Annotated in this window: 24 protein-coding genes; 7 read left to right on the top strand and 17 right to left on the bottom strand. The window is 46.7% G+C overall.

What is annotated here, in order from left to right; genetic code table 11:
- Nucleotides 1–105: 105 nt before the first annotated feature.
- The gene (gene fdxA / locus ACUALS_RS14705; protein WP_038135464.1) at nucleotides 106–429 is read left to right on the top strand and encodes a ferredoxin FdxA; all 324 of its coding nucleotides are present in this window, start codon (nucleotides 106–108) and stop codon (nucleotides 427–429) included.
- Nucleotides 430–557: 128 nt separating this feature from the next.
- On the opposite strand, the gene ACUALS_RS14700 is transcribed toward fdxA, so the two are convergent.
- The 4 genes from ACUALS_RS14700 to ACUALS_RS14685 all read right to left on the bottom strand — a co-directional run bounded on the left by ACUALS_RS14700 (nucleotide 558) and on the right by ACUALS_RS14685 (nucleotide 3189).
- On the bottom strand, nucleotides 558–929 hold the full coding sequence (locus ACUALS_RS14700) for a RidA family protein (RefSeq protein WP_454449699.1): 372 nt from the start codon (nucleotides 927–929) through the stop codon (nucleotides 558–560).
- 40 nt (nucleotides 930–969) lie between these two features.
- A complete protein-coding gene (locus ACUALS_RS14695) occupies nucleotides 970–1386 on the bottom strand; it encodes a GFA family protein (RefSeq protein WP_038212173.1) in 417 nt (138 codons plus the stop codon).
- Nucleotides 1387–1524: 138 nt separating this feature from the next.
- Entirely contained in the window at nucleotides 1525–2088 is a 564-nt protein-coding gene (locus tag ACUALS_RS14690; RefSeq protein WP_454449698.1) for a hypothetical protein, read from the bottom strand.
- A gap of 366 nt (nucleotides 2089–2454) precedes the next feature.
- Nucleotides 2455–3189: an RNA methyltransferase gene (locus ACUALS_RS14685; protein ID WP_038135472.1), complete on the bottom strand. Its 735-nt coding sequence runs from the start codon at nucleotides 3187–3189 to the stop codon at nucleotides 2455–2457.
- Nucleotides 3190–3384: 195 nt separating this feature from the next.
- Here ACUALS_RS14685 and ACUALS_RS14680 point away from each other — a divergent pair, with 195 nt between their 5' ends.
- Nucleotides 3385–4023, top strand: coding sequence for an HD domain-containing protein (locus tag ACUALS_RS14680; protein WP_454449697.1), 639 nt, complete (start codon nucleotides 3385–3387; stop codon nucleotides 4021–4023).
- Between the two features lie 13 nt (nucleotides 4024–4036).
- Here the strand turns inward: ACUALS_RS14680 and ACUALS_RS14675 are convergent, their stop codons facing one another.
- A complete protein-coding gene (locus tag ACUALS_RS14675; RefSeq protein ID WP_454449696.1) occupies nucleotides 4037–5293 on the bottom strand; it encodes a peptidoglycan DD-metalloendopeptidase family protein in 1257 nt (418 codons plus the stop codon).
- A gap of 104 nt (nucleotides 5294–5397) precedes the next feature.
- On the opposite strand from ACUALS_RS14675, the gene ACUALS_RS14670 reads away from it, so the two are divergent.
- Nucleotides 5398–6270 carry an aspartoacylase gene (locus ACUALS_RS14670; RefSeq protein ID WP_454449695.1) on the top strand — a complete coding sequence of 291 codons (873 nt, stop codon included), beginning with the start codon at nucleotides 5398–5400 and terminating at the stop codon, nucleotides 6268–6270.
- 56 nt (nucleotides 6271–6326) lie between these two features.
- Here ACUALS_RS14670 and ACUALS_RS14665 read toward each other — a convergent pair whose 3' ends face one another.
- From ACUALS_RS14665 to ACUALS_RS14655, 3 genes are all read right to left on the bottom strand, one after another.
- Nucleotides 6327–7661, bottom strand: coding sequence for a dihydroorotase (locus ACUALS_RS14665; RefSeq protein ID WP_454449694.1), 1335 nt, complete (start codon nucleotides 7659–7661; stop codon nucleotides 6327–6329).
- A 58-nt stretch (nucleotides 7662–7719) separates the two neighbouring features.
- Nucleotides 7720–8175 (bottom strand): Fur family transcriptional regulator, encoded by a 456-nt coding sequence (locus ACUALS_RS14660; protein ID WP_454449693.1) that lies wholly within the window; start codon nucleotides 8173–8175, stop codon nucleotides 7720–7722.
- Between the two features lie 138 nt (nucleotides 8176–8313).
- On the bottom strand, nucleotides 8314–8751 hold the full coding sequence (locus tag ACUALS_RS14655) for a carboxymuconolactone decarboxylase family protein (RefSeq protein ID WP_454449692.1): 438 nt from the start codon (nucleotides 8749–8751) through the stop codon (nucleotides 8314–8316).
- A 115-nt stretch (nucleotides 8752–8866) separates the two neighbouring features.
- On the opposite strand from ACUALS_RS14655, the gene ACUALS_RS14650 reads away from it, so the two are divergent.
- The gene (locus ACUALS_RS14650) at nucleotides 8867–9781 is read left to right on the top strand and encodes a LysR family transcriptional regulator (RefSeq protein ID WP_454449691.1); all 915 of its coding nucleotides are present in this window, start codon (nucleotides 8867–8869) and stop codon (nucleotides 9779–9781) included.
- Here the strand turns inward: ACUALS_RS14650 and ACUALS_RS14645 are convergent.
- A complete protein-coding gene (locus ACUALS_RS14645) occupies nucleotides 9767–10387 on the bottom strand; it encodes a LysE family translocator (RefSeq protein ID WP_038135482.1) in 621 nt (206 codons plus the stop codon). The genes ACUALS_RS14650 and ACUALS_RS14645 overlap by 15 nt on opposite strands.
- 216 nt (nucleotides 10388–10603) lie before the next feature.
- Between ACUALS_RS14645 and nfsA the strand changes: the two genes are divergently transcribed.
- Nucleotides 10604–11326 (top strand): oxygen-insensitive NADPH nitroreductase, encoded by a 723-nt coding sequence (gene nfsA, locus ACUALS_RS14640; protein ID WP_454449690.1) that lies wholly within the window; start codon nucleotides 10604–10606, stop codon nucleotides 11324–11326.
- Between the two features lie 91 nt (nucleotides 11327–11417).
- Here nfsA and ACUALS_RS14635 read toward each other — a convergent pair whose 3' ends face one another.
- The 4 genes from ACUALS_RS14635 to ACUALS_RS14620 form a co-directional block, all read right to left on the bottom strand.
- Entirely contained in the window at nucleotides 11418–11762 is a 345-nt protein-coding gene (locus ACUALS_RS14635) for a YajD family HNH nuclease (protein ID WP_038188024.1), read from the bottom strand.
- A gap of 152 nt (nucleotides 11763–11914) precedes the next feature.
- On the bottom strand, nucleotides 11915–12160 hold the full coding sequence (locus tag ACUALS_RS14630; protein ID WP_005469192.1) for a YdcH family protein: 246 nt from the start codon (nucleotides 12158–12160) through the stop codon (nucleotides 11915–11917).
- Nucleotides 12161–12295: 135 nt separating this feature from the next.
- Nucleotides 12296–12793, bottom strand: coding sequence for a GNAT family N-acetyltransferase (locus tag ACUALS_RS14625; protein ID WP_454449689.1), 498 nt, complete (start codon nucleotides 12791–12793; stop codon nucleotides 12296–12298).
- A 5-nt stretch (nucleotides 12794–12798) separates the two neighbouring features.
- Complete coding sequence (locus ACUALS_RS14620) at nucleotides 12799–13566, bottom strand: GNAT family N-acetyltransferase (protein WP_454449688.1); 768 nt, start codon at nucleotides 13564–13566, stop codon at nucleotides 12799–12801.
- 177 nt (nucleotides 13567–13743) lie between these two features.
- On the opposite strand from ACUALS_RS14620, the gene yegD reads away from it, so the two are divergent.
- Nucleotides 13744–15096, top strand: a complete 1353-nt coding sequence (gene yegD, locus ACUALS_RS14615; RefSeq protein ID WP_454449687.1) for a molecular chaperone — start codon at nucleotides 13744–13746, stop codon at nucleotides 15094–15096.
- A gap of 105 nt (nucleotides 15097–15201) precedes the next feature.
- Here yegD and ACUALS_RS14610 read toward each other — a convergent pair whose 3' ends face one another.
- Both ACUALS_RS14610 and ACUALS_RS14605 read right to left on the bottom strand, forming a co-directional pair.
- Nucleotides 15202–17352: a TonB-dependent siderophore receptor gene (locus ACUALS_RS14610; protein ID WP_454450026.1), complete on the bottom strand. Its 2151-nt coding sequence runs from the start codon at nucleotides 17350–17352 to the stop codon at nucleotides 15202–15204.
- A gap of 126 nt (nucleotides 17353–17478) precedes the next feature.
- Entirely contained in the window at nucleotides 17479–18399 is a 921-nt protein-coding gene (locus ACUALS_RS14605; protein ID WP_454449686.1) for a helix-turn-helix domain-containing protein, read from the bottom strand.
- A 222-nt stretch (nucleotides 18400–18621) separates the two neighbouring features.
- Between ACUALS_RS14605 and ACUALS_RS14600 the strand changes: the two genes are divergently transcribed.
- Nucleotides 18622–18795: a hypothetical protein gene (locus ACUALS_RS14600; protein WP_454449685.1), complete on the top strand. Its 174-nt coding sequence runs from the start codon at nucleotides 18622–18624 to the stop codon at nucleotides 18793–18795.
- A gap of 129 nt (nucleotides 18796–18924) precedes the next feature.
- Here ACUALS_RS14600 and ACUALS_RS14595 read toward each other — a convergent pair whose 3' ends face one another.
- Both ACUALS_RS14595 and ACUALS_RS14590 read right to left on the bottom strand, forming a co-directional pair.
- Nucleotides 18925–19095 (bottom strand): hypothetical protein, encoded by a 171-nt coding sequence (locus ACUALS_RS14595; RefSeq protein WP_454449684.1) that lies wholly within the window; start codon nucleotides 19093–19095, stop codon nucleotides 18925–18927.
- Nucleotides 19096–19193: 98 nt separating this feature from the next.
- Nucleotides 19194–20390 carry an MFS transporter gene (locus ACUALS_RS14590; protein ID WP_454449683.1) on the bottom strand — a complete coding sequence of 399 codons (1197 nt, stop codon included), beginning with the start codon at nucleotides 20388–20390 and terminating at the stop codon, nucleotides 19194–19196.
- Nucleotides 20391–20433: the final 43 nt, after the last annotated feature.

Below are 20433 nucleotides of genomic sequence, written 5' to 3'. Positions count from 1 at the left end.
ACGAGAAATTGATTTGTCTGTCATACTAAATCAAACATATTGAATTTTGGCAGGGGATGAGTATTATCCCATTCCTTAATTTTGACTAAAGATAAGAGACCCATCATGGCGTTTGTCGTAACCGATAACTGTATCCAATGTAAATACACTGACTGTGTCGCTGTATGTCCGGCAGATGCATTCCATGAAGGGCCAAACTTTATGGTCATTAATCCAATCGAGTGTATTGATTGCGGTCTTTGTGTTGACGAGTGTGACGCCCACGCGATCTTCCAAGAAGATGAAGTGCCAGAGGACCAAAAAATCTACATTGAACTCAATGCAGAGTTAGCGGAGCTTTGGCCAGTACAAACCGAAGTGAAGCCTGCGATGGATGAAGCAGAAAAGTGGAATGGTGTGCCTGATAAGTTAGGCATGCTTGAGAAGTAACGAGCACCATTCTGCACATAACGAGAAACACAAAGAGGGCTGACAGTGGTTGTCAGCCCTCTTTTCGTTTTAGTGGTTATACGCAAAGAGATACTTGCTATGATGCGTGTCGTCCCACTTCAATCCGCTTACAGTCCTACGATAGCCTCGATTTCTATCTGCAAATCAGAATGAATCAGTTTGGACACTTCTACCAGAGAACATGCTGGCAAGTGACCGTCATAGAAATCAAATAGAAGCTCTCGGATACTACCTAACATAGACATGTCGCGAACGAAAATAGTGAGTTTGATTAGATCACTTTTTGAGCGTTCTTCTACCTTAAGGATTTCTGAGAGTTGTCCGAGAATCTCTTGAGTCTGCTCTATTAAACCAGACGTTTGAGCACCTGTTCCATAAGCTGTAAGCCCGGAGACATAAAGTGTTTTGTTGTGCTTTGCTGCATGAACATAAGGCCCTGCGATTTGAGGTAGCCTGTCGTAAGTCATCCTTTCTACCACTTAACTTCTCCTTATATGCAACGCTTTGTTATATGTTTGGTTAAACCTTGTCCGCAAAGTAAGCCATGATTTCTGCTGTCGTCATTTCCTTGGTTTCGTTGGAAAAGCAGTAGTAACTTGGACGCATGTCGCTAAAGTACTGCATGTCCATTTTCAAACCTTCCAAGTTTGGAAATAAGCCTACAGGCATGTTGTATTCACCAGTTTCTTTGAACTTGTAAAACAAATGAGTACCACACTCTGCGCAGAAACCACGAGAAGCCCAAGAGGATGACTTGTACATTTTAACTTTGTTTTCGCCCTCTATTTTCACTTGTGTCCCACATTTAACTGCGAAAAATGGAGCACCTCCCCAAGTTCGACATGACTGACAATGACAAACTGTAAAGTTAGGGTTGATGTTTTCTGCTGTGATTTTCACAGAACCACATAGACAGCTAGTCTGAGCGTAAGACATAAAATTACTCCTGAATTGATGAAAACATGTAACGCAGCATTAAGGTGCGAGCAAAGCTATCACTTGCCTTATAAACATGAAACCCAACGATAGACTGAAAGAGCCACGCGTTGGGTTTCGCCTTTAAATACCTTGTTATTACTTGCTTACCAGCGTCACCTTCGTGCTATCAATTTTGAGCTGAGAAAGCTTCTGAAGAAATTTAGTTATATTACTTTTTGCAGAACCTTCGTTGGCAACTTTTAAACGCTCGACACCACTAAATGCATCCCCAAAAGTTGCCGTATATGGCGCTTTAATAAGTTCATCAAAGATTATTTGGTTTGTGCTTTTTTCAACAAGAATGTACCTAACCGTAGATGTAACTTCCATATCCAAACCAAACGTAGGTTGCTCAACTTCCATCAATGTAGCTGAAAGTTCATAGATTGATTGACTATCTCTGGACAAAAGATACTGGGACTTTAAGGAGCTCTTCAATGCAGCTTCAAATTCTTTATTACCTATTTCAGAAGTCCACATTGGATTTGTTTCTTCACCACCACCAACCTGGTTTAACTCTATTGCGCTATTTAGGTTTTCATCGAAAGCTAGGTTTACGGACTCATCAACTTTCATATTTTTAACTTGAGCAGGAGACGCACAACCAAACATGAGTACAGCACTAAGAGTAACAATTGAGATTTTTAATAGATTCATCATTAAGCCATTGATTTTTATTGAAAACAGGAATTTACACACATAGCATCACTAATTCCAGAACTCAGATCTCAAATATTCGTAAAATCAAAGAGTAAGCACGAATAATCAATAGAAATTATAACTATCGTTATCTCCACAGAGCACGTCTAACCTTTTTCTGACCAGAGCGCGGTGCACCACAGTGCCATCCAACAATTTATGTAAGAATTTCCACATCTAAAAAGTAGCTTGAGTGGCATTCTGTATAACGTTCTCACACGGTAAGAAATCGTTATTAAGGCAAGCTAAGACGTATTTGAGTTTCGTAGGCACAAAAAAAGCGCAGTGACTGGTCATCACTGCGCTTTTTTAACATCTTGATTTGGCTTAACTGTGCTGGCGACGCAAGTTATCCAAAATAATGCCTGTAGCCATCGCGACATTCAGCGACTCTGCACCGCCAAAGGCTGGAATCGTGATCTTATCGGTCACAAACTTTGCCGCTTGTTCGCGAATACCGTGAGACTCACTGCCCATCAACAAAATGCCTTCGGCAGCAAACTCGGTTTTATGCACGCTTTCACCTTCTAGGAATGCACCATAAACCGGCAGATTAGATTGTTCTAAATAGCTTGGTAAATCTAGCTGGCTGACTGTCACACGCCCAAAGCTACCCATTGTCGCACTGATGGTTTTTGGGTTGTATGGGTCAGCACAATCGGTGCTCGCCACAATATGTTTAATACCATACCAGTCGGCAACTCGAATGATGGTACCTAGATTACCTGGGTCAGACACGCCATCTAAGGCAATCATTAAGCCCTGTGCTTTTGGCGTTTCGACACTTGGAATTTCAACCACCGCAATCGCGGCATTATTGCTGACCAGCGTGCTCGCTTTGGTTAAATCATCAAGCGACGCTTCTATGCACTCAAAGCCGCTCAGCTCGCTGTGGTTCTGTGCGAGAAACTCTTGCGTAGCAAAAATCTGCTTAACGGTTAGCGAGCTATTAGCCAACTCAAGTACGTTCTTTTCACCTTGCACCAAAAACAGACCATGCGCTTTGCGCTGTTTCTTTTGGCCAAGAGCTCGAAGTAATTTAAGTTGGTTTTTTGAAATCATAATTTGTCCAAGGTAATAGGGGTAACCCAAATAAAAGCGCGGCAATTATAGAGTAAAGCCTTGGTGAGCTAAAGAGGCGAACTTCGATTACTGACCACTTGCCCATCCTCTTCGCCACCACTTTAGGACCTTGTACACAGCTTGCCACAAGTTGTCGTGATACCATCTCTGCATAATCGTTTATGGAACAATAAGATGGCGACATTCGAACACTTCGAACCTCAGCTTTTGGCATTTATTCGCCAAGAGATGGTCCAAGACCCTGCACATGACCTTAGCCATGTCGCTAGAGTCGTCAAAACCGCTCGCGAATTGTGCGCGCAGGAAGGCGGAAAAATTGACATTGTCCTTCCTGCCGCCTATTTGCATGACTGTTTTACCTTCCCTAAGAATCACCCTGATCGCGCTAAAAGCTCTCTTATGGCAGCGGACAAAGCAACGGAATTTTTGAAGAGCATTGGCTATCCGGAACAATGTCTAGCGGAGATTCACCACGCCATTTGCGCCCACAGTTATAGCGCTAATATTGCGCCAACCACGTTAGAAGCCCAGATCGTTCAAGATGCAGACCGATTGGATGCGTTGGGCGCAGTCGGAATTGCCCGATGTTTGCAAGTGAGTGCTAGCTTTGGCTCTAGCCTTTATCACGTTGACGATCCATTTTGTCACCAGCGCGAGTTGGATGACAAACGCTACACAGTGGACCACTTCTATAACAAGCTGTTTAAACTTGAAGCCATGATGAACACACCGGCGGCAAAACAAGAGGCGAAAAGACGCACTGATTATATGAAAGGCTTTCTCGCTCAACTTCAGGGCGAAATTGAGCGATAAAACCAGCCGATCATCACCCTTGTAATGGCTGGCTAACTTCAGAAAGTTGATTCCCTACTTTTTGATCAAAAAAGTGAATACGGGCGATAAATTCGGGTTTATCGTCCGGTGATATGGATGTCGCCAAAGGTAAATCCGCTTTCATCGGATCCACGGCTCGGTTTCGCACCAATACCTCGAAGTGCAAATGTGGCCCAGTTAACCGCCCCGTCGCGCCAGACAAGGCGATTTTTTGCCCGCGCTTTACCCTTTGACCTTTCTTAACCAAGAACTTGCTTAAATGTAGGTAACGCGTGGTGTACACGCTGTTGTGCTTAATGACTAAATACTTCCCCGCGTAAGGGTGATTTCGCACCCCTACAACCTTACCATCACCCGTCGCATAGATGGGGGCACCGACTGGGGTGGCGAAATCGGTCCCATTATGTGGCGTCACTCGACCTGTCACTGGGTGCTTGCGCCTTGGGTTAAATGCTGAGGTAATACGGCGATATTGAGAATCAACCGGAAAGCGATTAAACGCTCGTTCCAAGCTATTTCCATCTCGATCATAAAAGCGTCCATCTTTAGCAAGAAATGCAGAGACCTCTTTGCCCGACAGGTTAAACGAAATCGCTTGGATTTCACTTTTTCCAGTTGGATGCTCACCAAGAAATTGACGATTCACAAGTACATCGAAGCGGTCACCGGCTCTCAACGAGCGAGCAAAATTTACCTTATCTCGTAACACGCGTGTGATGTTGGCGATTTGACTGGCCGATAACCCCATCCTATGCGCCGATAAAGAGAAACTGCCATCAATGGTTCCACTATAAAGTACCTCACGCCACTCGCTAGGCTCCTCGTCTAGTTGATATTGAAACGTTTCTGGATTCGCTTTATCCCTAGAGTAAATAGCATGCTCAACCATACTCACATGATAAGTCAAAGAGTCTAGCTGTCGCTGCTCTCCCTTAAACACGAATTCCAAGTGATCTCCCGGTTGAATGGTATCTAGTTGCAAATGGACGGAATCAGCTGATAGCACTTCTAGCAACGTGGTGTAGGGAATATCCCAAGCAGAGAAAATATCACTGAGCGTATCTCCGACTTTAACAAAATAGTGCGCACGAACTTCTCCACTAGTGGCTGTGGGCACCGTTGCTGGGGCTTGCGTTATTTGTATTTCTGTCGGTGGTGATAGAGGCTCGGGGTCTTCTGTAGGAATCAAAAACGCAACGGAGAGCGCAGCAATCGCGACAGCAGAGGCGAGAATTTTAAAGTGTTTCATTTCTGGTGGCCAAGCATGTAACATTTGTTATGTTATAACATATCTTAAAAAACAGTTCAGCTTACGCGTTAGGTAAGTGAACAAATCCAAAGGAACAGCAAGGCATGGCACAATTGAATCAAGTTTTACTCGTAGCTGGAACACACGGCAACGAGCTATCAGGGGTATATCTACAGAAGCTCATCAATGAACGCTTGTTCGATGCAAATCGAACCACCTTTTCGTCATCAAGCGTCATCGCTAACCCTGAAGCGGTAAAACGGAATGTTCGCTATGTCGATACCGACCTCAATCGATGCTTTTCTGACCGTGCTCAGACCATGCCACTTGATTTACATGAACACGGTGTCGCTCAACAATGGATAGAAAACCTAGATACAACCGCCAACCAACTGGTCATCGATCTTCACAATACCACCAGCAATATGGGAGCAACGCTCATTTTGCTCTCACAAGACCCGTTTTACACACACATGGGGGCTTACGTTAAGCAGCGAATGCCGGAGGCAAACATACTGTTTGAGGATAGGAAAACTTGGCAGGAGCAACCCTACCTTTGCACGGCAGGTAAGTATGGGATCATGATCGAGGTAGGAGCCCAAGCTCATGGCGCTTTAAAATCTGATGTACTGGAAAACATGAAAAAGATGCTGAGTTTTGTATTGGATTACCTAGAAAAATACAATCTAGGGCAGCTAGATAGCCTCAGCAATTACGACGCCTATTTCTACACCGAAGAGGTGACAATACCGCTTGGGCAAGACGGGCTGAGAAGCGCTCTGGTCCACCCAACCATTTGTGGCAGAGACTTCAACGTTGTCAAACCGGGCGAACCATTACTGACGACACTCTCTGGTTATGACATCTGTTGGGAAAAAGACCATGATATCTACCCTCACTTCATCAATGAAAGTGCTTACGCTTCGTCTCATGTTGCGATGGCATTGGCAGAGAAAAAAACCATCGTCGTCAAATAGCGGCTATGTGAAGACAGCCCGAGCAACGACTCGGACTATTTGATTGATGGCGCGATCTATCGGTTAAAACTCAGTCGCATTGCACTGCCCGGCGCTTGGTTGATGTTTCCATCCACAAACATTGAGTGCCCATTGACCCATGTTTGCTTAATGGCAGCGTGAAACTGATGACCAGCAAAGGGTGACCACTGACAGTGATAAAGGGTGTTCTCATCACTGACGTCGGTCGTCGTCGAACGGTCAACCAGAACGAGATCGGCATAGTACCCCTCGCGGATAAAACCACGATCTTGAATCGCATAGCGAATAGCTGGATTGTGCGCGGTTTTCTCAACCACTTGTTCCATGGTCATACGGCCATGATGAACATGATCCAACAAAGTCAGCAGCGCATGCTGAACTAAAGGTAACCCAGCAGGCGCCTGATCGTACTCCACCTGTTTTTCTTCCAGCGTGTGAGGTGCATGATCGGTCGCGATAATATCAATTTGTCCGGTCGATAGCGCGTTCAAAAGTGCAGCTCGGTCGCTGTTGTGTTTGATGGCTGGGTTGCACTTAATTCGATTGCCACGCTCTGCGTAGTCGTCGGCACTAAACCACAAATGATGAACACAAGCTTCTGCGGTAATACTTTTACCCTCAACAGGGCCAGCTTCAAATAAAGCCAGCTCTTTTTCGGTGGTAATGTGGAGTACATGAAGTTGGCTTGAATACTTTTTCGCTAAGCTAACCGCGTACGACGAAGAGGCGTAACACGCTTCGTCATCGCGGAGAATAGGATGGTCATGAATGGTAAGAGGCGCGTTGTCCATTAATCGTCGCGCTCTATTTTTTGCGATAACTGGACCACTTTCACAATGAGTCACAATCAGCACTGGCGACTCACGAAAAATATCTTCCAACGCTTTTGGTGACTCAACCAAAAGGTTTCCAGTGGATGCTCCCATAAAGACCTTCACACCACAGTGCGATTTGGGATCAAGGCGCTTAATTTCGGCTAAGTTATCTTCTGTCGCTCCTAAGTAAAACGAATAATTGGCATAAGCTGCTTCGGCTGCCAAGGCGAATTTGTCTTCCAACGCTTCAATCGTCGTCGTGGCAGGTGCAACGTTAGGCATTTCCATGAAGCTCGTGATTCCACCTGCAACCGCCGCACGAGATTCGGATGCAATGGTGCCTTTATGGGTTAAGCCAGGCTCTCTAAAATGAACTTGATCATCAATCATTCCGGGCAATAAATAGGCGCCGTCAGCGTCTACAATGGTATCACCTGCCTGAGCTTTAATATGCGCATCTATTTTTGCGATACGTTGATCCACAATACGAAGATCGGCTCGTTGTACACTTCCTTCATTTACTATTCGGGCATTTTTAATCAATGTCGATGTCATGATCTATTCGGCTCTCCTTGAGGTTTAGAGTTCATGGACGGAAAAGAGGAGAGAAAGGCTACGAAGACTTCACACACTCGTCACACACGCAGTTGATTTCAATCTGGGGCTGGATCACGGTAAATCCTTGTTGGCGGGCATGGTTTTGCAACCCAGACATCAAAGAAGGATCGACGATCTGTTCGCTGATTTTGTTGCATTTTGAGCAGATGAAAAACTGGGGTGTGCCATGTTCATGCTCGCACTCAATATGAGCGCAAACAATAAACTTATTGGAAGCCTGTATCTTGTGCACAAGTTTCAGATCCTCTAGAAACTCCAGAATCCGATACACCGACATGGCTTGAATCGAATGCCCCATTTCTTGTTGGCAATAATCAACAATTTCATAAGCAGACATCGCTTGATCGGCTTTCAATAAAGCATGTAAAACGAGCTGACGTTTGGCAGTCAGTTGCTTTCCTTGCTGCTTGCATTCGGCTTTTACTCTTTCAATGAGTTCTTCGATCTGCACAGCGCTCTCCTTTCCAATTGAGGTTATGTTATATCATAACAAAACTAAAAACTCCGTAGCCTGAAAAAGAAAGACACAAAAAGCCTAACGTTTGAACGCTAGGCTCAGAGGATAGGAAAGAGTATTGATCGGCTATGGTTAGCCATGCGTCATTTGAGTCGCCACTGCAAATCGATTCCACGCGTTGATCATGATGACTTGCATCATCGCCTGAGCAAGAAGCGGTTCTCCCAATTCCGCCAGAGCTGCGTCATACACTTGCTCAGAAACGCCGTGTTGCGCGATCTGCGTCATCTCATCGGTTAAGGCAAGCACTGCGCGCTCTTGCGGATTAAACAATGGGGACTCTCTCCATGCGGCTAACGCGAACAATTTCTGCGTAGACACGCCAACATTGTCCGCTTCTGCCACATGCATCTCGATACAGTAAGCACATTGGTTGACCATCGATGCGCGAACCTTAATCAGTTTCTTTAATGACGTAGATAACTCCGCGCCCTCCAAATAGCCTTCCACTTCCAACATGGCTTTGAGCGCTTTAGGTTCAACACTGGCAATATTAATTCGTGAATTCATCTTCGTTCCTTTTCATTTCTGTGAAGTCAAATTCATTGTGCATCAATCCAAATATCTTCAGAATACCAACCAAACGCAGTTTAATTTTGCATAAAACGCAAAGGTGAGGCATGGCATGTTTGAGTTGATTAGAGTGTTCAATCAGGTGGTCGAATCGGGGAGCTTTTCTCAAGCGGCGAATGCACTGAGCATGGCGCCTTCTTCAGTGGCACGAAACATAGACAACCTAGAGGCAAAGCTGCAAACGACTCTGTTTAAACGCAGCACTCGCCAACTGGTTCTCACTGACGAAGGGCGTTACTTTCATCATCAAGCCTTATCTCTGGTGGAAGAAGCGGATGCGTTAGTCAATCAAATGAAGCAATCACCTAGCCAACCCCAAGGATTACTGCGTATTTCAGCATTTGAGAGCTTTGGTAATGCCTTCTTAGCGCCTTTGATCCCAAGGTTTCTTGCCCGATATCCAAAAGTTCAAATCGAGCTTGAACTCGATAACCATGTGGTCGACTTAAATAGTGACAACATCGATTTAGCCATTCGTATTGGCACGCCTAAAGACAGTCGATTAAAGGCACGAAAACTCCTCACTAACCGCACCGTATTGGTCGCATCACCTCAGTACCTAAAAGCGAACCCAGCCATCACTGAGCCAAACGATCTGAGTGGACACAATTGTTTATTGATTAGCCAGCAGCGGCAGAAGTGTCATTGGTATTTCAGCCGAGAAAACGAGCGACACAAAGTTCAAGTCACGGGTAATTTTAGCTCAAGAGGTGGCTCGCCCATATTGCAAGGCGCACTGCATGGTAGCGGCGTGTTGCTGCTGTCAGATTGGATGGTCGCTCCCTACCTAAAGCAGGGAACCTTAATTAATATTTTGCCCGAATGGCAGGTCTCTTATGGAGAGAAACGCAGCGATGAAATCTACGCGCTGTACAAGCCATCTCACTACCCGAAACCTCACATTCGCGCATTTATCGATTTTATTGTCCAACACTTGGATTCGATTGATGGCTTAACTGGCGAGTAGCCAAACACCAACGCCCATCATTAATGTGCCAGCAATCCGGTTCATTAAACGCACGTTCTGAGATTGACCAAGAAGACGCTTTAAGCCTTTGCCGCCTGTGGCGTAAAGTGTCATACAGATAAATTCAAACAGCAATATGATCGACACCAAGACAATCAACTGGGGCGTAAGAGCCGCATTTTGGTCGATAAAAGGCGGCAACAGCGAGATCATAAATGCCCATCCTTTCGGGTTGGCGATCGCAGTAACAAACCCTTGTACGACCAAGTCCCAATCGCTTTGTGGCGCCGAGTCTTGTTGTTCAACGTTAATCGCCAGTTTGCCGCGCGAGCGCCACATTTGAACACCCAGATAGAACAGGTAGCCTCCGCCAATCAACTTCAATGCGACAAACAACCAAGGGTAGTTGAGCATCACTGCGGCGATTCCGAGTACCGCAGCCACTGCCACCAGCCCTACGCCAACAAGCTCTCCGGCCATCATCCATAAGGTACGTTTGTAGCCCACACTCATGCCAAGTGTCAGCGCCAATGTCATGCACATCCCCGGCGTAATCGAAACAAAAAAGAAAGTTGGAATAAACATTCCCAGCAAAGCGGTATTCATGGTTGAGTCATTATATGGTTATTAGTTTGTTAGGCGAGATTAACACGGTTCACTGGCAAGGGAACTAGAGATTGAGCGGTTTCTCAATATGATGGTCATGGATTCACCCGCAGCAAATTACGATTGATAATGGTTTTCGATTTACGCGTTTAGCAAATACCGTTATGGTGAGTTCGTAACCCTATCGAATAACAAAAACAAGGACGTCATGCCATCATGAACAGTACCATTGAAACCATTCTCAGCCATTGCTCCATTCGAAAGTTCACTCAAGATCCAATTAAAAGTGAGCGGTTACAAACCATCATTCAAGCGGGCTTAGCTGCCTCTTCTTCGAGCTTATTGCAGGTTGTGTCGATCATCCGCGTTACCGACAAAGAAAAACGCAAGCAACTGGCACAATACGCAGGTAACCAAGCGTATGTTGAAAGTGCGGCAGAGTTCTTGGTGTTTTGTATTGATTATCAACGCCACTCGGCCATCAGACCGGATGTGCAGGTAGATTTCACCGAGTTGACGCTTATCGGTGCGGTGGATTCAGGCATCATGGCACAAAACTGCTTACTGGCCGCAGAATCTATGGGACTGGGCGGGGTGTATATTGGCGGTCTAAGAAACAATGCGGCGCATGTGGATGAACTACTCGGTTTACCAAGCAATACCGCAATTCTGTTTGGTATGTGCTTAGGGCACCCTGACCAAAAACCCGAGGTAAAACCGCGGCTACCAAGCGAAGTTATTTTGCACGAAAACCAATATCAAGCGCTTGATTTAGAAGCGATTAAAACCTATGACCAAACTATGCAAGACTACTATGCGAATCGCTCTAGCAATCAGAAGCAAAGTACTTGGTCACAGGAAGTCACAGGAAAATTAGCGGGCGAGTCTCGCCCTCATATTCTGCCTTACTTGCACAGCAAAGGGTTGGCAAAACGCTAGCACGAAAGGAAGTCGAAGAGGCTTGTTTGAGTCTTCTACAGCGACAATGTTGAGCACCAACCTCATAGGATTGACGTTGGTTGCTCAATCATCACTTTTTGAGCATGTTGGCTAAATCCGCAAATGGGTTGTACGTCGCTCCTTGGTGGTCATCTTCACCCGGTTTTACTTCACTGCCATAGCGTTCATGTTCTAGGTATTTACTGTGCTCATGATCGTGACAATAAAGGCACAATAGCTCCCAGTTGCTGCCATCTTCTGGATTGTTTGTGTGGTCATGATCTTTATGATGAACGGTGAGCTCACGCAGATTTGAGTAAACGAATTCTCTTGCACAGCTTCCGCATACCCAAGGATAGAGCTTTAGCGCTTTCTCTCTGTAACCCGCTTCTTGGCGCTTGTAACTTGCGCTGGTTCCGTAACGATCTGATGACATGTTTGTACCTTAAGTCGAAATCAAGGTTCGATGCTAGCACGAGCGCAAACCGGAAAACAGTGAACTGGGCTACACCTCAATTGAATGTTCACGTTTCGCTAGCAACCACAAAAAAAGAGCGACGAATCGCTCTTTTTTCTTCAATCATGTCGCTACTGATGAGCTTTAAGAATACGCTGGTGAAGATTATCTTTTTGCATCGCCCTATCGTGTTTCATTTGATGCATTTCTTCATCGCTGATCGGAGAGTCTCTCAACTCTAACGTTCTTATCTCCTTATCTAGCCCGTCATACGCTTTCATGTCGGTTAAAAACACATCGTCTGTTTTCGCTAGAGCAAGGATTGTCTCCTTAAATTCTGGAAACTCACTGAGTAATGAATGATCTTCACCTAACATAGTTACCCCTTTCGTTGTGATAGCAAAATGCTGATTTCTGCCGAATAAACTGGTTACTATGTGTACTACCCTAACATCTAAAATGGCACGTATCTGAGACCAAGATCGCCTCTTTCACCATCAATGCATACTGTCTCAGTTTCGATAAAACGCATAACGACGCACGTGTCCTTCACTGCCGCCATCAAACTCCCCCAAGAACTCTCCACCACAAGATTCAATCACGCGGCGAGAAGCAAGATTCGCCACGTTACAAGTCACGATGGCTCGGCTTTCAATCGCATTTTTCACCACCCAAGCGAGAAGAAATCTTGCTACCCCTATCCCACGTGCGGATGGCCGTGTTTCATAGCCGATATGGCCAATAACATTTTCGACCCAGTCATTCGTACCGGCGCGTACACGAATGGCTCCCAATACTCGACCATGTTCAACGCAATAATAAGTGGTGCTAGGGAGCCAACCCTCTGGGAGTTCGGCGCAATCTGCACTTTTTCGCGCGATAAGACTGGCTAAATACCCCTTTGGATCAGCGATTGCCCGTTGGTACATCTCAATGCCGGAATCACAACATTCGGTCGCATAATCAAGGAGCGCCGCTTCCAGTCCGACATTGGCTTCAATAACGTCCATACCCACTACTCCACATTAAACTCGTAGCCTATTGTGCTCGTCACAAATTGAAAACCATATTTTTCGACAATCGGTTTGCTCATATCTGACGCATCAATGGTGAGGTACTGTTTGCCACGTGATTTGGCTTCGGCAATGCGCTTATTGAGCAAAAGCGAGTAAAACCCTTTGCCACGTTCAGATTCAATGGTGCTCCCGCCCCAAATTCCCGCGAATGGGCTTTCTCCATTAAAGGTTAGCCATGCAGAAGTGACAGGTTGACCTTGGTGGTAGACCACATAAATGGAAATCGCGTCGGGCGTTTGTTGCTTCAAGCTGAGTAGATGTTGAAATTGCCAATCGAAATTGCCACCCCAGACTTGCTCTTGGACACGAATCGCATCGCGTATGCCTTGCTCATCGTGCACTTCGGTCAGCAGCGACTCGTCAACGGGTTTTACGGTGATGGTGCTCAGATCAAGCACCATAAACGATTCTTGCTCGGCTTTTTCGAAACCACTATTAAGCAGTCTTTGTGCAATATCATCGGGCTTATCAGTCTGGTAGGTTTTCCACTCGAAGCATTTTCCCTGCCGCTGAAAAAACGCTTTTTCACGGTCGATCACCGCTTGCGCGTTCTCTGCCGTCAAACAAAAATAAGCGATGTAGCTGCCATATCGCTCGGGAGAGACAAAACGGACCAGCTCCGGTGTATCTATCTTCTCTCCACCTAGGGCATTAAATTGCTGCCTTTCGTACTGGTTGTATGCCAGCATGACGTTTTCGGTATCCATACCACCTCTTGCGAAACTATGGTTATTAGTTCAATACAATCAATAAATTAGAAATTCACATATTCACTTAGACTACTATAAGTTGTTCGTAATAGACATGCTTAACAAATCACCAGTGGCATTCATTTTCGCATTGAGGTAGCATTGCCGACCTTTTTTCATTGGTAGGAGGTTCGAATGTTTATTGGCTTTGACTACGGGACGGCAAATTGCTCAGTTGCAAAAATGGAGCAAGGGGAGCCAAAGCTGCTCAAACTAGAAGGCGACAGCGTATACATTCCTTCTACCCTATCCGCACCGAGCCGCGAAGCCGTGGCTGAGTATCTGTTTAAGCACCGTGATATTAAACCCATCGACAGCGTGGGCGAGCAGGTACTTCGACGCGCGATCAACATCAATCGCGAAAAAGGCATCGAGTTTATTGCCGAAGAGGTCGCGTTTGGCCAAGCAGCATTGGATCATTACCTACAAGATCCCAGCGAAAGCTATTACGTTAAGTCGCCAAAGTCGTTCTTAGGCGCTTCTGGACTGCGCGATGTTCAGGTCTGCTTCTTTGAGGATCTCGTTTGCGCCATGATGGATAACATCAAACGCAACGCCGAAGCGGATGCACAGCAAACCATCACCGAAACCGTGATTGGGCGACCTGTAAACTTCCATGGCCGCGACAGCGAAGCCGCAAACCGACAAGCCGAAAGCATCCTGCTTAAGGCAGCAACACGCGCAGGCTTCAAACATGTCGAGTTTCAATTTGAGCCTGTCGCGGCTGGCCTTGAGTACGAAGCCTCGTTAAACGAGAACAAAACTGTACTGGTGGTGGATATTGGCGGCGGTACCACAGACTGCTCACTGATCGAAATGGGACCAAGCTGGCGTGGTAAAGCAGACAGAACACAAAGTTTGTTAGCGCACAGTGGCCAGCGTGTTGGGGGCAACGATCTCGATATCGCCCTCGCCTTTAAACAACTGATGACGCCATTTGGTCTTGGCAGTAAAACCACCGCAAACATCGTGATGCCAACCATCCAGTTTTGGAATCCGATTGCGATCAACAGTGTCGATGCCCAAGCGGATTTCTACTCTCGTTCAAACTTGGCGACGCTAAAGCAGCTCAAGAAAGAAGCACAAGAGCCAGAAAAACTCGCCCGTCTACTGGAAGTATTCCATGAAACACTGGGCTACCGCCTTGTGCGCCAAGCGGAAGAAGCAAAAATTGCGCTTTCCGATCACGCCCACTATCACGGTGTGATTCAACTGCTCTCTGAACAGCTCGAGGTGGACATCCGCTTTGAGGACATGATCGAAGCGATCGAGACGCCAAAACAGAAAATGGCAGAGTTGGTCAAAGAGGCGGTAGAGCAAGGCGGCGTGAAACCCGATGCGATCTTCATGACTGGCGGGTCAGCACGCTCCCCCATCTTACGCGGTGCAGTGCAAGAAACCCTGCCGAGCATTGATGTTGTCAGCGGCAACTACTTTGGCTCGGTCACGGCTGGATTAGCCCGCTGGGCAGACGTGTGTTTTAAATAGTCGACAAACCAGATTGAATCGCCCCAGTTTAATGCTGGGGCGATTTACATTGTAAACCTAGCCTAGCCACGCAAAATGAGCGGCTATGTTAAGTAAGGTTGTCGGTTAAAAATTGTAGTTAACGTTGAGTTCAATGGACTGCTCCGCACCAAACCAGCAGTTGGTTTTGTCGTAGCACGAGTAATACTCTTGGTCAAAAAGGTTGTTGACGACAAGATTTGCTTGCGCGCCAGACAACATTTCACTGACACCACCTAGCTCGTAGCCTAGAGACATGTCCACTACAGTGTAAGCGGGCACCTTGCCTTGTGTATTGGACGCGTCCATCTCCATTTCTCCCACATAGCGGGCGCCAGCGCCAATGCGTGCTCCCTCAAATGCGCCGCTGTAGACGTAGTAATTGGTCCAAGCCATCGCACTGTGTTTTGGCACATAAATAGGCGTCGTGCCTTCTAAGTTCGGGTCGTACGCTTTCTTGATTTCCATATCGATGTAAGCGTAAGAAGCTTGAACATCCCAATTGTCTGTCAGGAAAATCTGACCTTCTAGCTCAACACCTTGCGAGGTCACTTCACCCACTTGAATTTTCGCGCGATAGCTAGGGTCAGAGGGGTCCGCGACAATCGTATCGTTCTTGGTGATATGGAAGTACGAAGCGGTCAGTGACTGGGACATGTCAGCAGACATATACTTCATGCCGATTTCGACCTGCTCACCAATTTGAGGTTTAAACGACTGACCGTTGACATCCGTGCCTGCCGCCGGCTCAAAGCTGGTCGCGTAACTCAAGAAGGGGGAAATACCATTGTCGAGTTCATACAAAGCACCAACACGATACGAAAACTGCTTGTGATCAGAGCTATCTTTGCCGTCATAAGTCGGGCTGGTACTGACTTTGTCATCACTCGAGGTAAACAAATCATAGCGACCACCCGCCAATAGCACTAAGCGCCCTGTTCTGACTTGGTCTTGGAGATAAAAGCCCAGTTGTTTGTAGTTAATGTCGTGAGACTCTCGATAAACTTCGTTGATTTCGCTGCGATCGAGCAGGCTATTGTCGGGGTTGTAAGCATTGAAGCCATAGAACTCAGCATTCGCCGTATACTCTTTGTATAACGAATCTCCTGTGAGATTTTGGTAGTCCGCGCCAAGTAGCAAGTTGTGCTGCCAATCGCCCGCGGTCATTTGGCCGGAGACTTGGTTATCAATTACAAAACTCTTCGAGCTTTCATCGGTCGTATAGATATTTCTCGCCAGGCTACCTGTCACGGGATTGAAGCTGGTTCCTCTGTGATAGGTATTTTCTTGGTACAGCGATGCATCCATATAACGCGCATTTTGCAGCAGCGACCAGGTATCATTGAACTCATGGTTGATTTTGTAACCGATCATCAACACATCACGTTCAAACTTACTCCAGTTTTCATCCCCCAGCGACGTCGATGGTGATTGGTTCTTGATCACTTCAAGTGGTGCCGATGAGTTGATCCCCATCGCAGGATCTTTCTGATAATAGAGGTTAACGTTGATAAGCGTACGATCGCTCGCTTGCCAATCTAAAGAGGGCGCTATGACATATCGCTCCTCTTGTGCGCCATCCACTTGGCTATCTTGTTTACGTGCCAAAGCAATCAAACGATACGAAAAGTCACTCTGAGCGATTTGCCCCGTTGTATCGATAGAGACTTCCATTAGGTTTCTTGAGCCCGTCGCTAAGCCCACTGATGTCTGCTCTTTTTGTTGAGGGCTCTTGGCGATAATGTTCACCATCCCGCCCGGAGGCATTGAGCCATACAGGACAGACGTTGGCCCCTTGAACACTTCGATTTGTTGAATCGCAATAGGATCAATCTGAGGCTGCAAGTTCCAACCTACGAGGAAAGGCAGCACCAAACCATCGTAATAGTTAACGTTGTTGGTATCGAAACCTCGAATAGAGAAGTTGTCGTACATGGTGACCGCCGCGCCTTTCTGCTCTGTCACGACACCCGGCGCATAACGAAGCGCTTGCGACACCGATTGAACGGCGCGTTGCTCCAACAACTCACCCTCAATCACCGTAATACCTTGCGGCGTTTCCTCTGGCTCGAGTGCGGTTTTGGTCGCTGTATTGCGATAGGCCTTGCCCAGCACCGTCACCTCTTCCAATTGAGTCGATTCGGAGCTGTGGTGTTCGGAGGCGATAGTGGGAAGCGAGAAGGTCGCAAGCAATGCAAGCGCTAAAGTTGAGCGCGGAAATGTCGTCGAGTTGTCCATGATGTCCTTAATACCCATGCGTTTCTTTTTTTGAGAATAAATATCATTTGCATTTTATTATTCAACAAAAAAGAAAGTTAACAATTTGGTGCAACATGGGAAAAAGAAGCTGGCTATTTGGGACTGTTAAACTCGGACGATCGGCACCCAATACTCCATTTCGGCGTGCGCAGCGTCCGCTTGATAGTTGTCTGGATACACCTCCAGTTCATAGCCATCAACACCACGATATCCAGACGTCGGAAGCCAATGCAAAATGAACCATTCAAGCGTTTGAGGCAGGCGATCAATGGGCCCTTTGTGCTTAACGGCAGCGTAGGTTTGTTTTGGTACATTGAGGATTGCTAGCTGCTCAGAGACCACACTAGGCAATGCGGGCATGGCGATATCTGAGCGCAATTCAATACCCGCCCAATAGAAGAGGTTACTGCCATCGAACGCCGCTTTGGTCACATCAACCACACCTAGGCAGTGACCAAAAGAGAGTGACGTGCTGTTAGCTTCAGCATCGAGGCGCTGCCAAAGCTTTGGTACCACATCAGCAAAATTAGGAGCAAGAGAAAACAGCCCTGTTATCTCACCACGCATGCCTTTAAGAATGAAGGCTGGTTTGGTTTCTACACGAACCTCAACAAACGACTGCGCACGCTCACCGTTGACTTGCACCTCAGAAATTTCAATTGGCTTTTTAAGTCCAGTGCGTTGCCCCGCCTTACGGTAGACGCGCGGACTGCAAGCGAAAAATTGCTTGAAGGCTCGGCTGAACGCGATCTCAGAGTTGAACCCAGCCGCTAATGCAATATCAATCACTCGCTGATCGGTATCAAGAAGCAGTTCTGCCGCCAAACTTAACTTTAACTGCCTAACGTAGTTAGCCACCGTTAAACCCGTTTCAGCTTGAAACACGCGCTGCAATTGCCATCTGGACCAGCAGCTTTGTGCGGCAATCTCGTCAAGTGAAAGTGGCGTATCAAGATGACGATGAATAAACCCCAACACCTTGCTGACCCGATTGAAAGTCGCCGATTTTGTCTTGTCAGATACCATTGACACTTTTTCCTCAGACACCACTCAACTATTGATACATCTGCCACTATTGTAGCGATGATAACAGAATTATTCACAAAAATGATAATCATTCACAACAAAGTAAACCTAGGTTGACACCACCGGAGTCATAATGAGAAGCATTGCTTACCCTTGGTGTGAGCAATTGACCACGACCCACTATACTTAATGTGGGAGTGAAAGATTCCGCAGGAGGCTAATATGGACTTTACGGAAAAACTCAGACTGCGTGGCAAGGCAGAGGAAGATTTGTATTTTGCGCGGCTTGATAGAGAGCTGATTGAAGCGATACACAACAACCCTGACTGGCAAAAGCAACACCCATCCCCGCAGCCAGATGATGACGATAGCTTTGTAGACACTTTACCAAAGTAACCCTTTTAACAGAGTCTCGTTATTCACGGTTGAGCGGCATAAAAAAGCAGGGCGACACCTCACTGGTTAACGCCCCCTTCTCGCTCGCCTGCAATTAAGTAAACATCGCACGTTACTTTTCTAAGAGCGTCATGCGTCGGTCTTCATCATTGAGGTAGAGTGCGCCTGAGCTTGCTCTATCAATACCATAGCAGAGAGCGGGCTAACTAAGTGTACTTCCCCTTTCTGATAAGGCACCGGTATATCCCAAGGGTTGTTTTGGTACATCCCCTTCTCATCGAATTGAATCAGAACATCCATGCTTACCTCCAAACTACTTAAGCACAACTTAAGTTTAGTTTGTAAATGATAATTTTATTAGTAGCAATTGCCCTCGTGACCCATATTCCGCAACGGAATCAAGAAGCCACCACGCCTTCACTTGTAGATTCAACAGGTTGACGCCTATCTAAACGACCACTCCAACGCGTCAACAACAGTGCTAACACCACGATCAAAGCCCCAACCCAAGGGGTATGCATTAACCCAGCGTTAGACACAATCTGTCCACCGCCCCATGAACCAAGCGCGATACCTACATTAAACGCCGCAATATTTAGCCCTGACGCGACATCAACGGCATCGGGCGTATATTGCTCTGCGAGTTTAACCACGTACACCTGTAACCCCGGCACATTACCAAATGCAAATGCGCCCCAAACCAAAATGGTCACCACAGCAGTAATCGGATTGAACGCCGCAACATTAAAGACCAATAGCACAATCGCAAGGCCCGAAAAAATAATTGTCAGCGCTTTGATCGGGCCAAAATTGTCGGCCATTTTTCCGCCCCAAATATTGCCCACGGCAACCGAGACGCCATAAACCAGCATAATCAAACCAATAGACTGAGAGCTGAAACCACTTTGCTGCTCTAAGATGGGAGCGAGGAACGTAAACGCGGTAAACGTACCGCCATAGCCAAGCGCCGTAATGGCATACACCAGTAGTAACCTTGGCTGAGTCAACACTTTAAGCTGCGCTGACAACTTAGTGGCCGGAGGCTGCTTTAAGTTACTAGGCACTAGCCAGGCGCTACCGATCCACGCGATCACTCCAAGAATCGCGACGATCAGAAATGTCGCTTGCCAACCAAATGTTTGACCAATGTATGTACCCAGTGGCACACCTGTCACCAATGCCACTGTGAGTCCGGTAAACATAATGGCAATGGCACTCGCGGCTTTATCTTTATCCACCAATCCAGTCGCAATGGTCGAACCGATAGAGAAAAACACACCGTGTGCCAGTCCAGTAAGAATGCGCGCAACAATAAGGGTGTTGTAACCAGGGGCTTGCCACGCTAACACGTTTCCTAATACGAACAAGGCCATGACAGCCAACAGAACATACTTTCGGTTCCACTTTCCGGTTAGTGCAGTCAACACTGGCGCACCAATGGCAACACCAAGCGCATACAAGCTAACCAGTAGACCAGCAGAAGGCAAAGAAACACCAAGGTCGCTGGCCATCGTCGGGATCAACCCAACAATGACAAATTCCGTGGTACCAATGGCAAAGGCGCTAAGCGTCAATGCAAAAAGAGCTAAAGGCATGATAAATACTCACTATCACGTTAATAGCCTCACCTGAAATCGG

The organism is Vibrio sp. NH-7, assembly GCF_053643215.1.
This window is presented reverse-complemented; position numbering and strand designations above follow the sequence as displayed.

Excerpts from the sequence above, each read along its gene's own strand:
- fdxA (WP_038135464.1), top strand. The coding sequence starts at position 106 with ATGGCGTTTGTCGTAACCGATAACTGTATCCAATGTAAATACACTGAC.
- ACUALS_RS14695 (WP_038212173.1), bottom strand. The coding sequence starts at position 1,386 with ATGTCTTACGCTCAGACTAGCTGTCTATGTGGTTCTGTGAAAATCACA.
- ACUALS_RS14690 (WP_454449698.1), bottom strand. The coding sequence starts at position 2,088 with ATGATGAATCTATTAAAAATCTCAATTGTTACTCTTAGTGCTGTACTC.
- ACUALS_RS14685 (WP_038135472.1), bottom strand. The coding sequence starts at position 3,189 with ATGATTTCAAAAAACCAACTTAAATTACTTCGAGCTCTTGGCCAAAAG.
- ACUALS_RS14680 (WP_454449697.1), top strand. The coding sequence starts at position 3,385 with ATGGCGACATTCGAACACTTCGAACCTCAGCTTTTGGCATTTATTCGC.
- ACUALS_RS14675 (WP_454449696.1), bottom strand. The coding sequence starts at position 5,293 with ATGAAACACTTTAAAATTCTCGCCTCTGCTGTCGCGATTGCTGCGCTC.
- ACUALS_RS14670 (WP_454449695.1), top strand. The coding sequence starts at position 5,398 with ATGGCACAATTGAATCAAGTTTTACTCGTAGCTGGAACACACGGCAAC.
- ACUALS_RS14665 (WP_454449694.1), bottom strand. The coding sequence starts at position 7,661 with ATGACATCGACATTGATTAAAAATGCCCGAATAGTAAATGAAGGAAGT.
- ACUALS_RS14655 (WP_454449692.1), bottom strand. The coding sequence starts at position 8,751 with ATGAATTCACGAATTAATATTGCCAGTGTTGAACCTAAAGCGCTCAAA.
- ACUALS_RS14650 (WP_454449691.1), top strand. The coding sequence starts at position 8,867 with ATGTTTGAGTTGATTAGAGTGTTCAATCAGGTGGTCGAATCGGGGAGC.
- ACUALS_RS14645 (WP_038135482.1), bottom strand. The coding sequence starts at position 10,387 with ATGAATACCGCTTTGCTGGGAATGTTTATTCCAACTTTCTTTTTTGTT.
- nfsA (WP_454449690.1), top strand. The coding sequence starts at position 10,604 with ATGAACAGTACCATTGAAACCATTCTCAGCCATTGCTCCATTCGAAAG.
- ACUALS_RS14635 (WP_038188024.1), bottom strand. The coding sequence starts at position 11,762 with ATGTCATCAGATCGTTACGGAACCAGCGCAAGTTACAAGCGCCAAGAA.
- ACUALS_RS14630 (WP_005469192.1), bottom strand. The coding sequence starts at position 12,160 with ATGTTAGGTGAAGATCATTCATTACTCAGTGAGTTTCCAGAATTTAAG.
- ACUALS_RS14625 (WP_454449689.1), bottom strand. The coding sequence starts at position 12,793 with ATGGACGTTATTGAAGCCAATGTCGGACTGGAAGCGGCGCTCCTTGAT.
- ACUALS_RS14620 (WP_454449688.1), bottom strand. The coding sequence starts at position 13,566 with ATGGATACCGAAAACGTCATGCTGGCATACAACCAGTACGAAAGGCAG.
- yegD (WP_454449687.1), top strand. The coding sequence starts at position 13,744 with ATGTTTATTGGCTTTGACTACGGGACGGCAAATTGCTCAGTTGCAAAA.
- ACUALS_RS14610 (WP_454450026.1), bottom strand. The coding sequence starts at position 17,352 with ATGGACAACTCGACGACATTTCCGCGCTCAACTTTAGCGCTTGCATTG.
- ACUALS_RS14605 (WP_454449686.1), bottom strand. The coding sequence starts at position 18,399 with ATGGTATCTGACAAGACAAAATCGGCGACTTTCAATCGGGTCAGCAAG.
- ACUALS_RS14600 (WP_454449685.1), top strand. The coding sequence starts at position 18,622 with ATGGACTTTACGGAAAAACTCAGACTGCGTGGCAAGGCAGAGGAAGAT.
- ACUALS_RS14595 (WP_454449684.1), bottom strand. The coding sequence starts at position 19,095 with ATGGATGTTCTGATTCAATTCGATGAGAAGGGGATGTACCAAAACAAC.
- ACUALS_RS14590 (WP_454449683.1), bottom strand. The coding sequence starts at position 20,390 with ATGCCTTTAGCTCTTTTTGCATTGACGCTTAGCGCCTTTGCCATTGGT.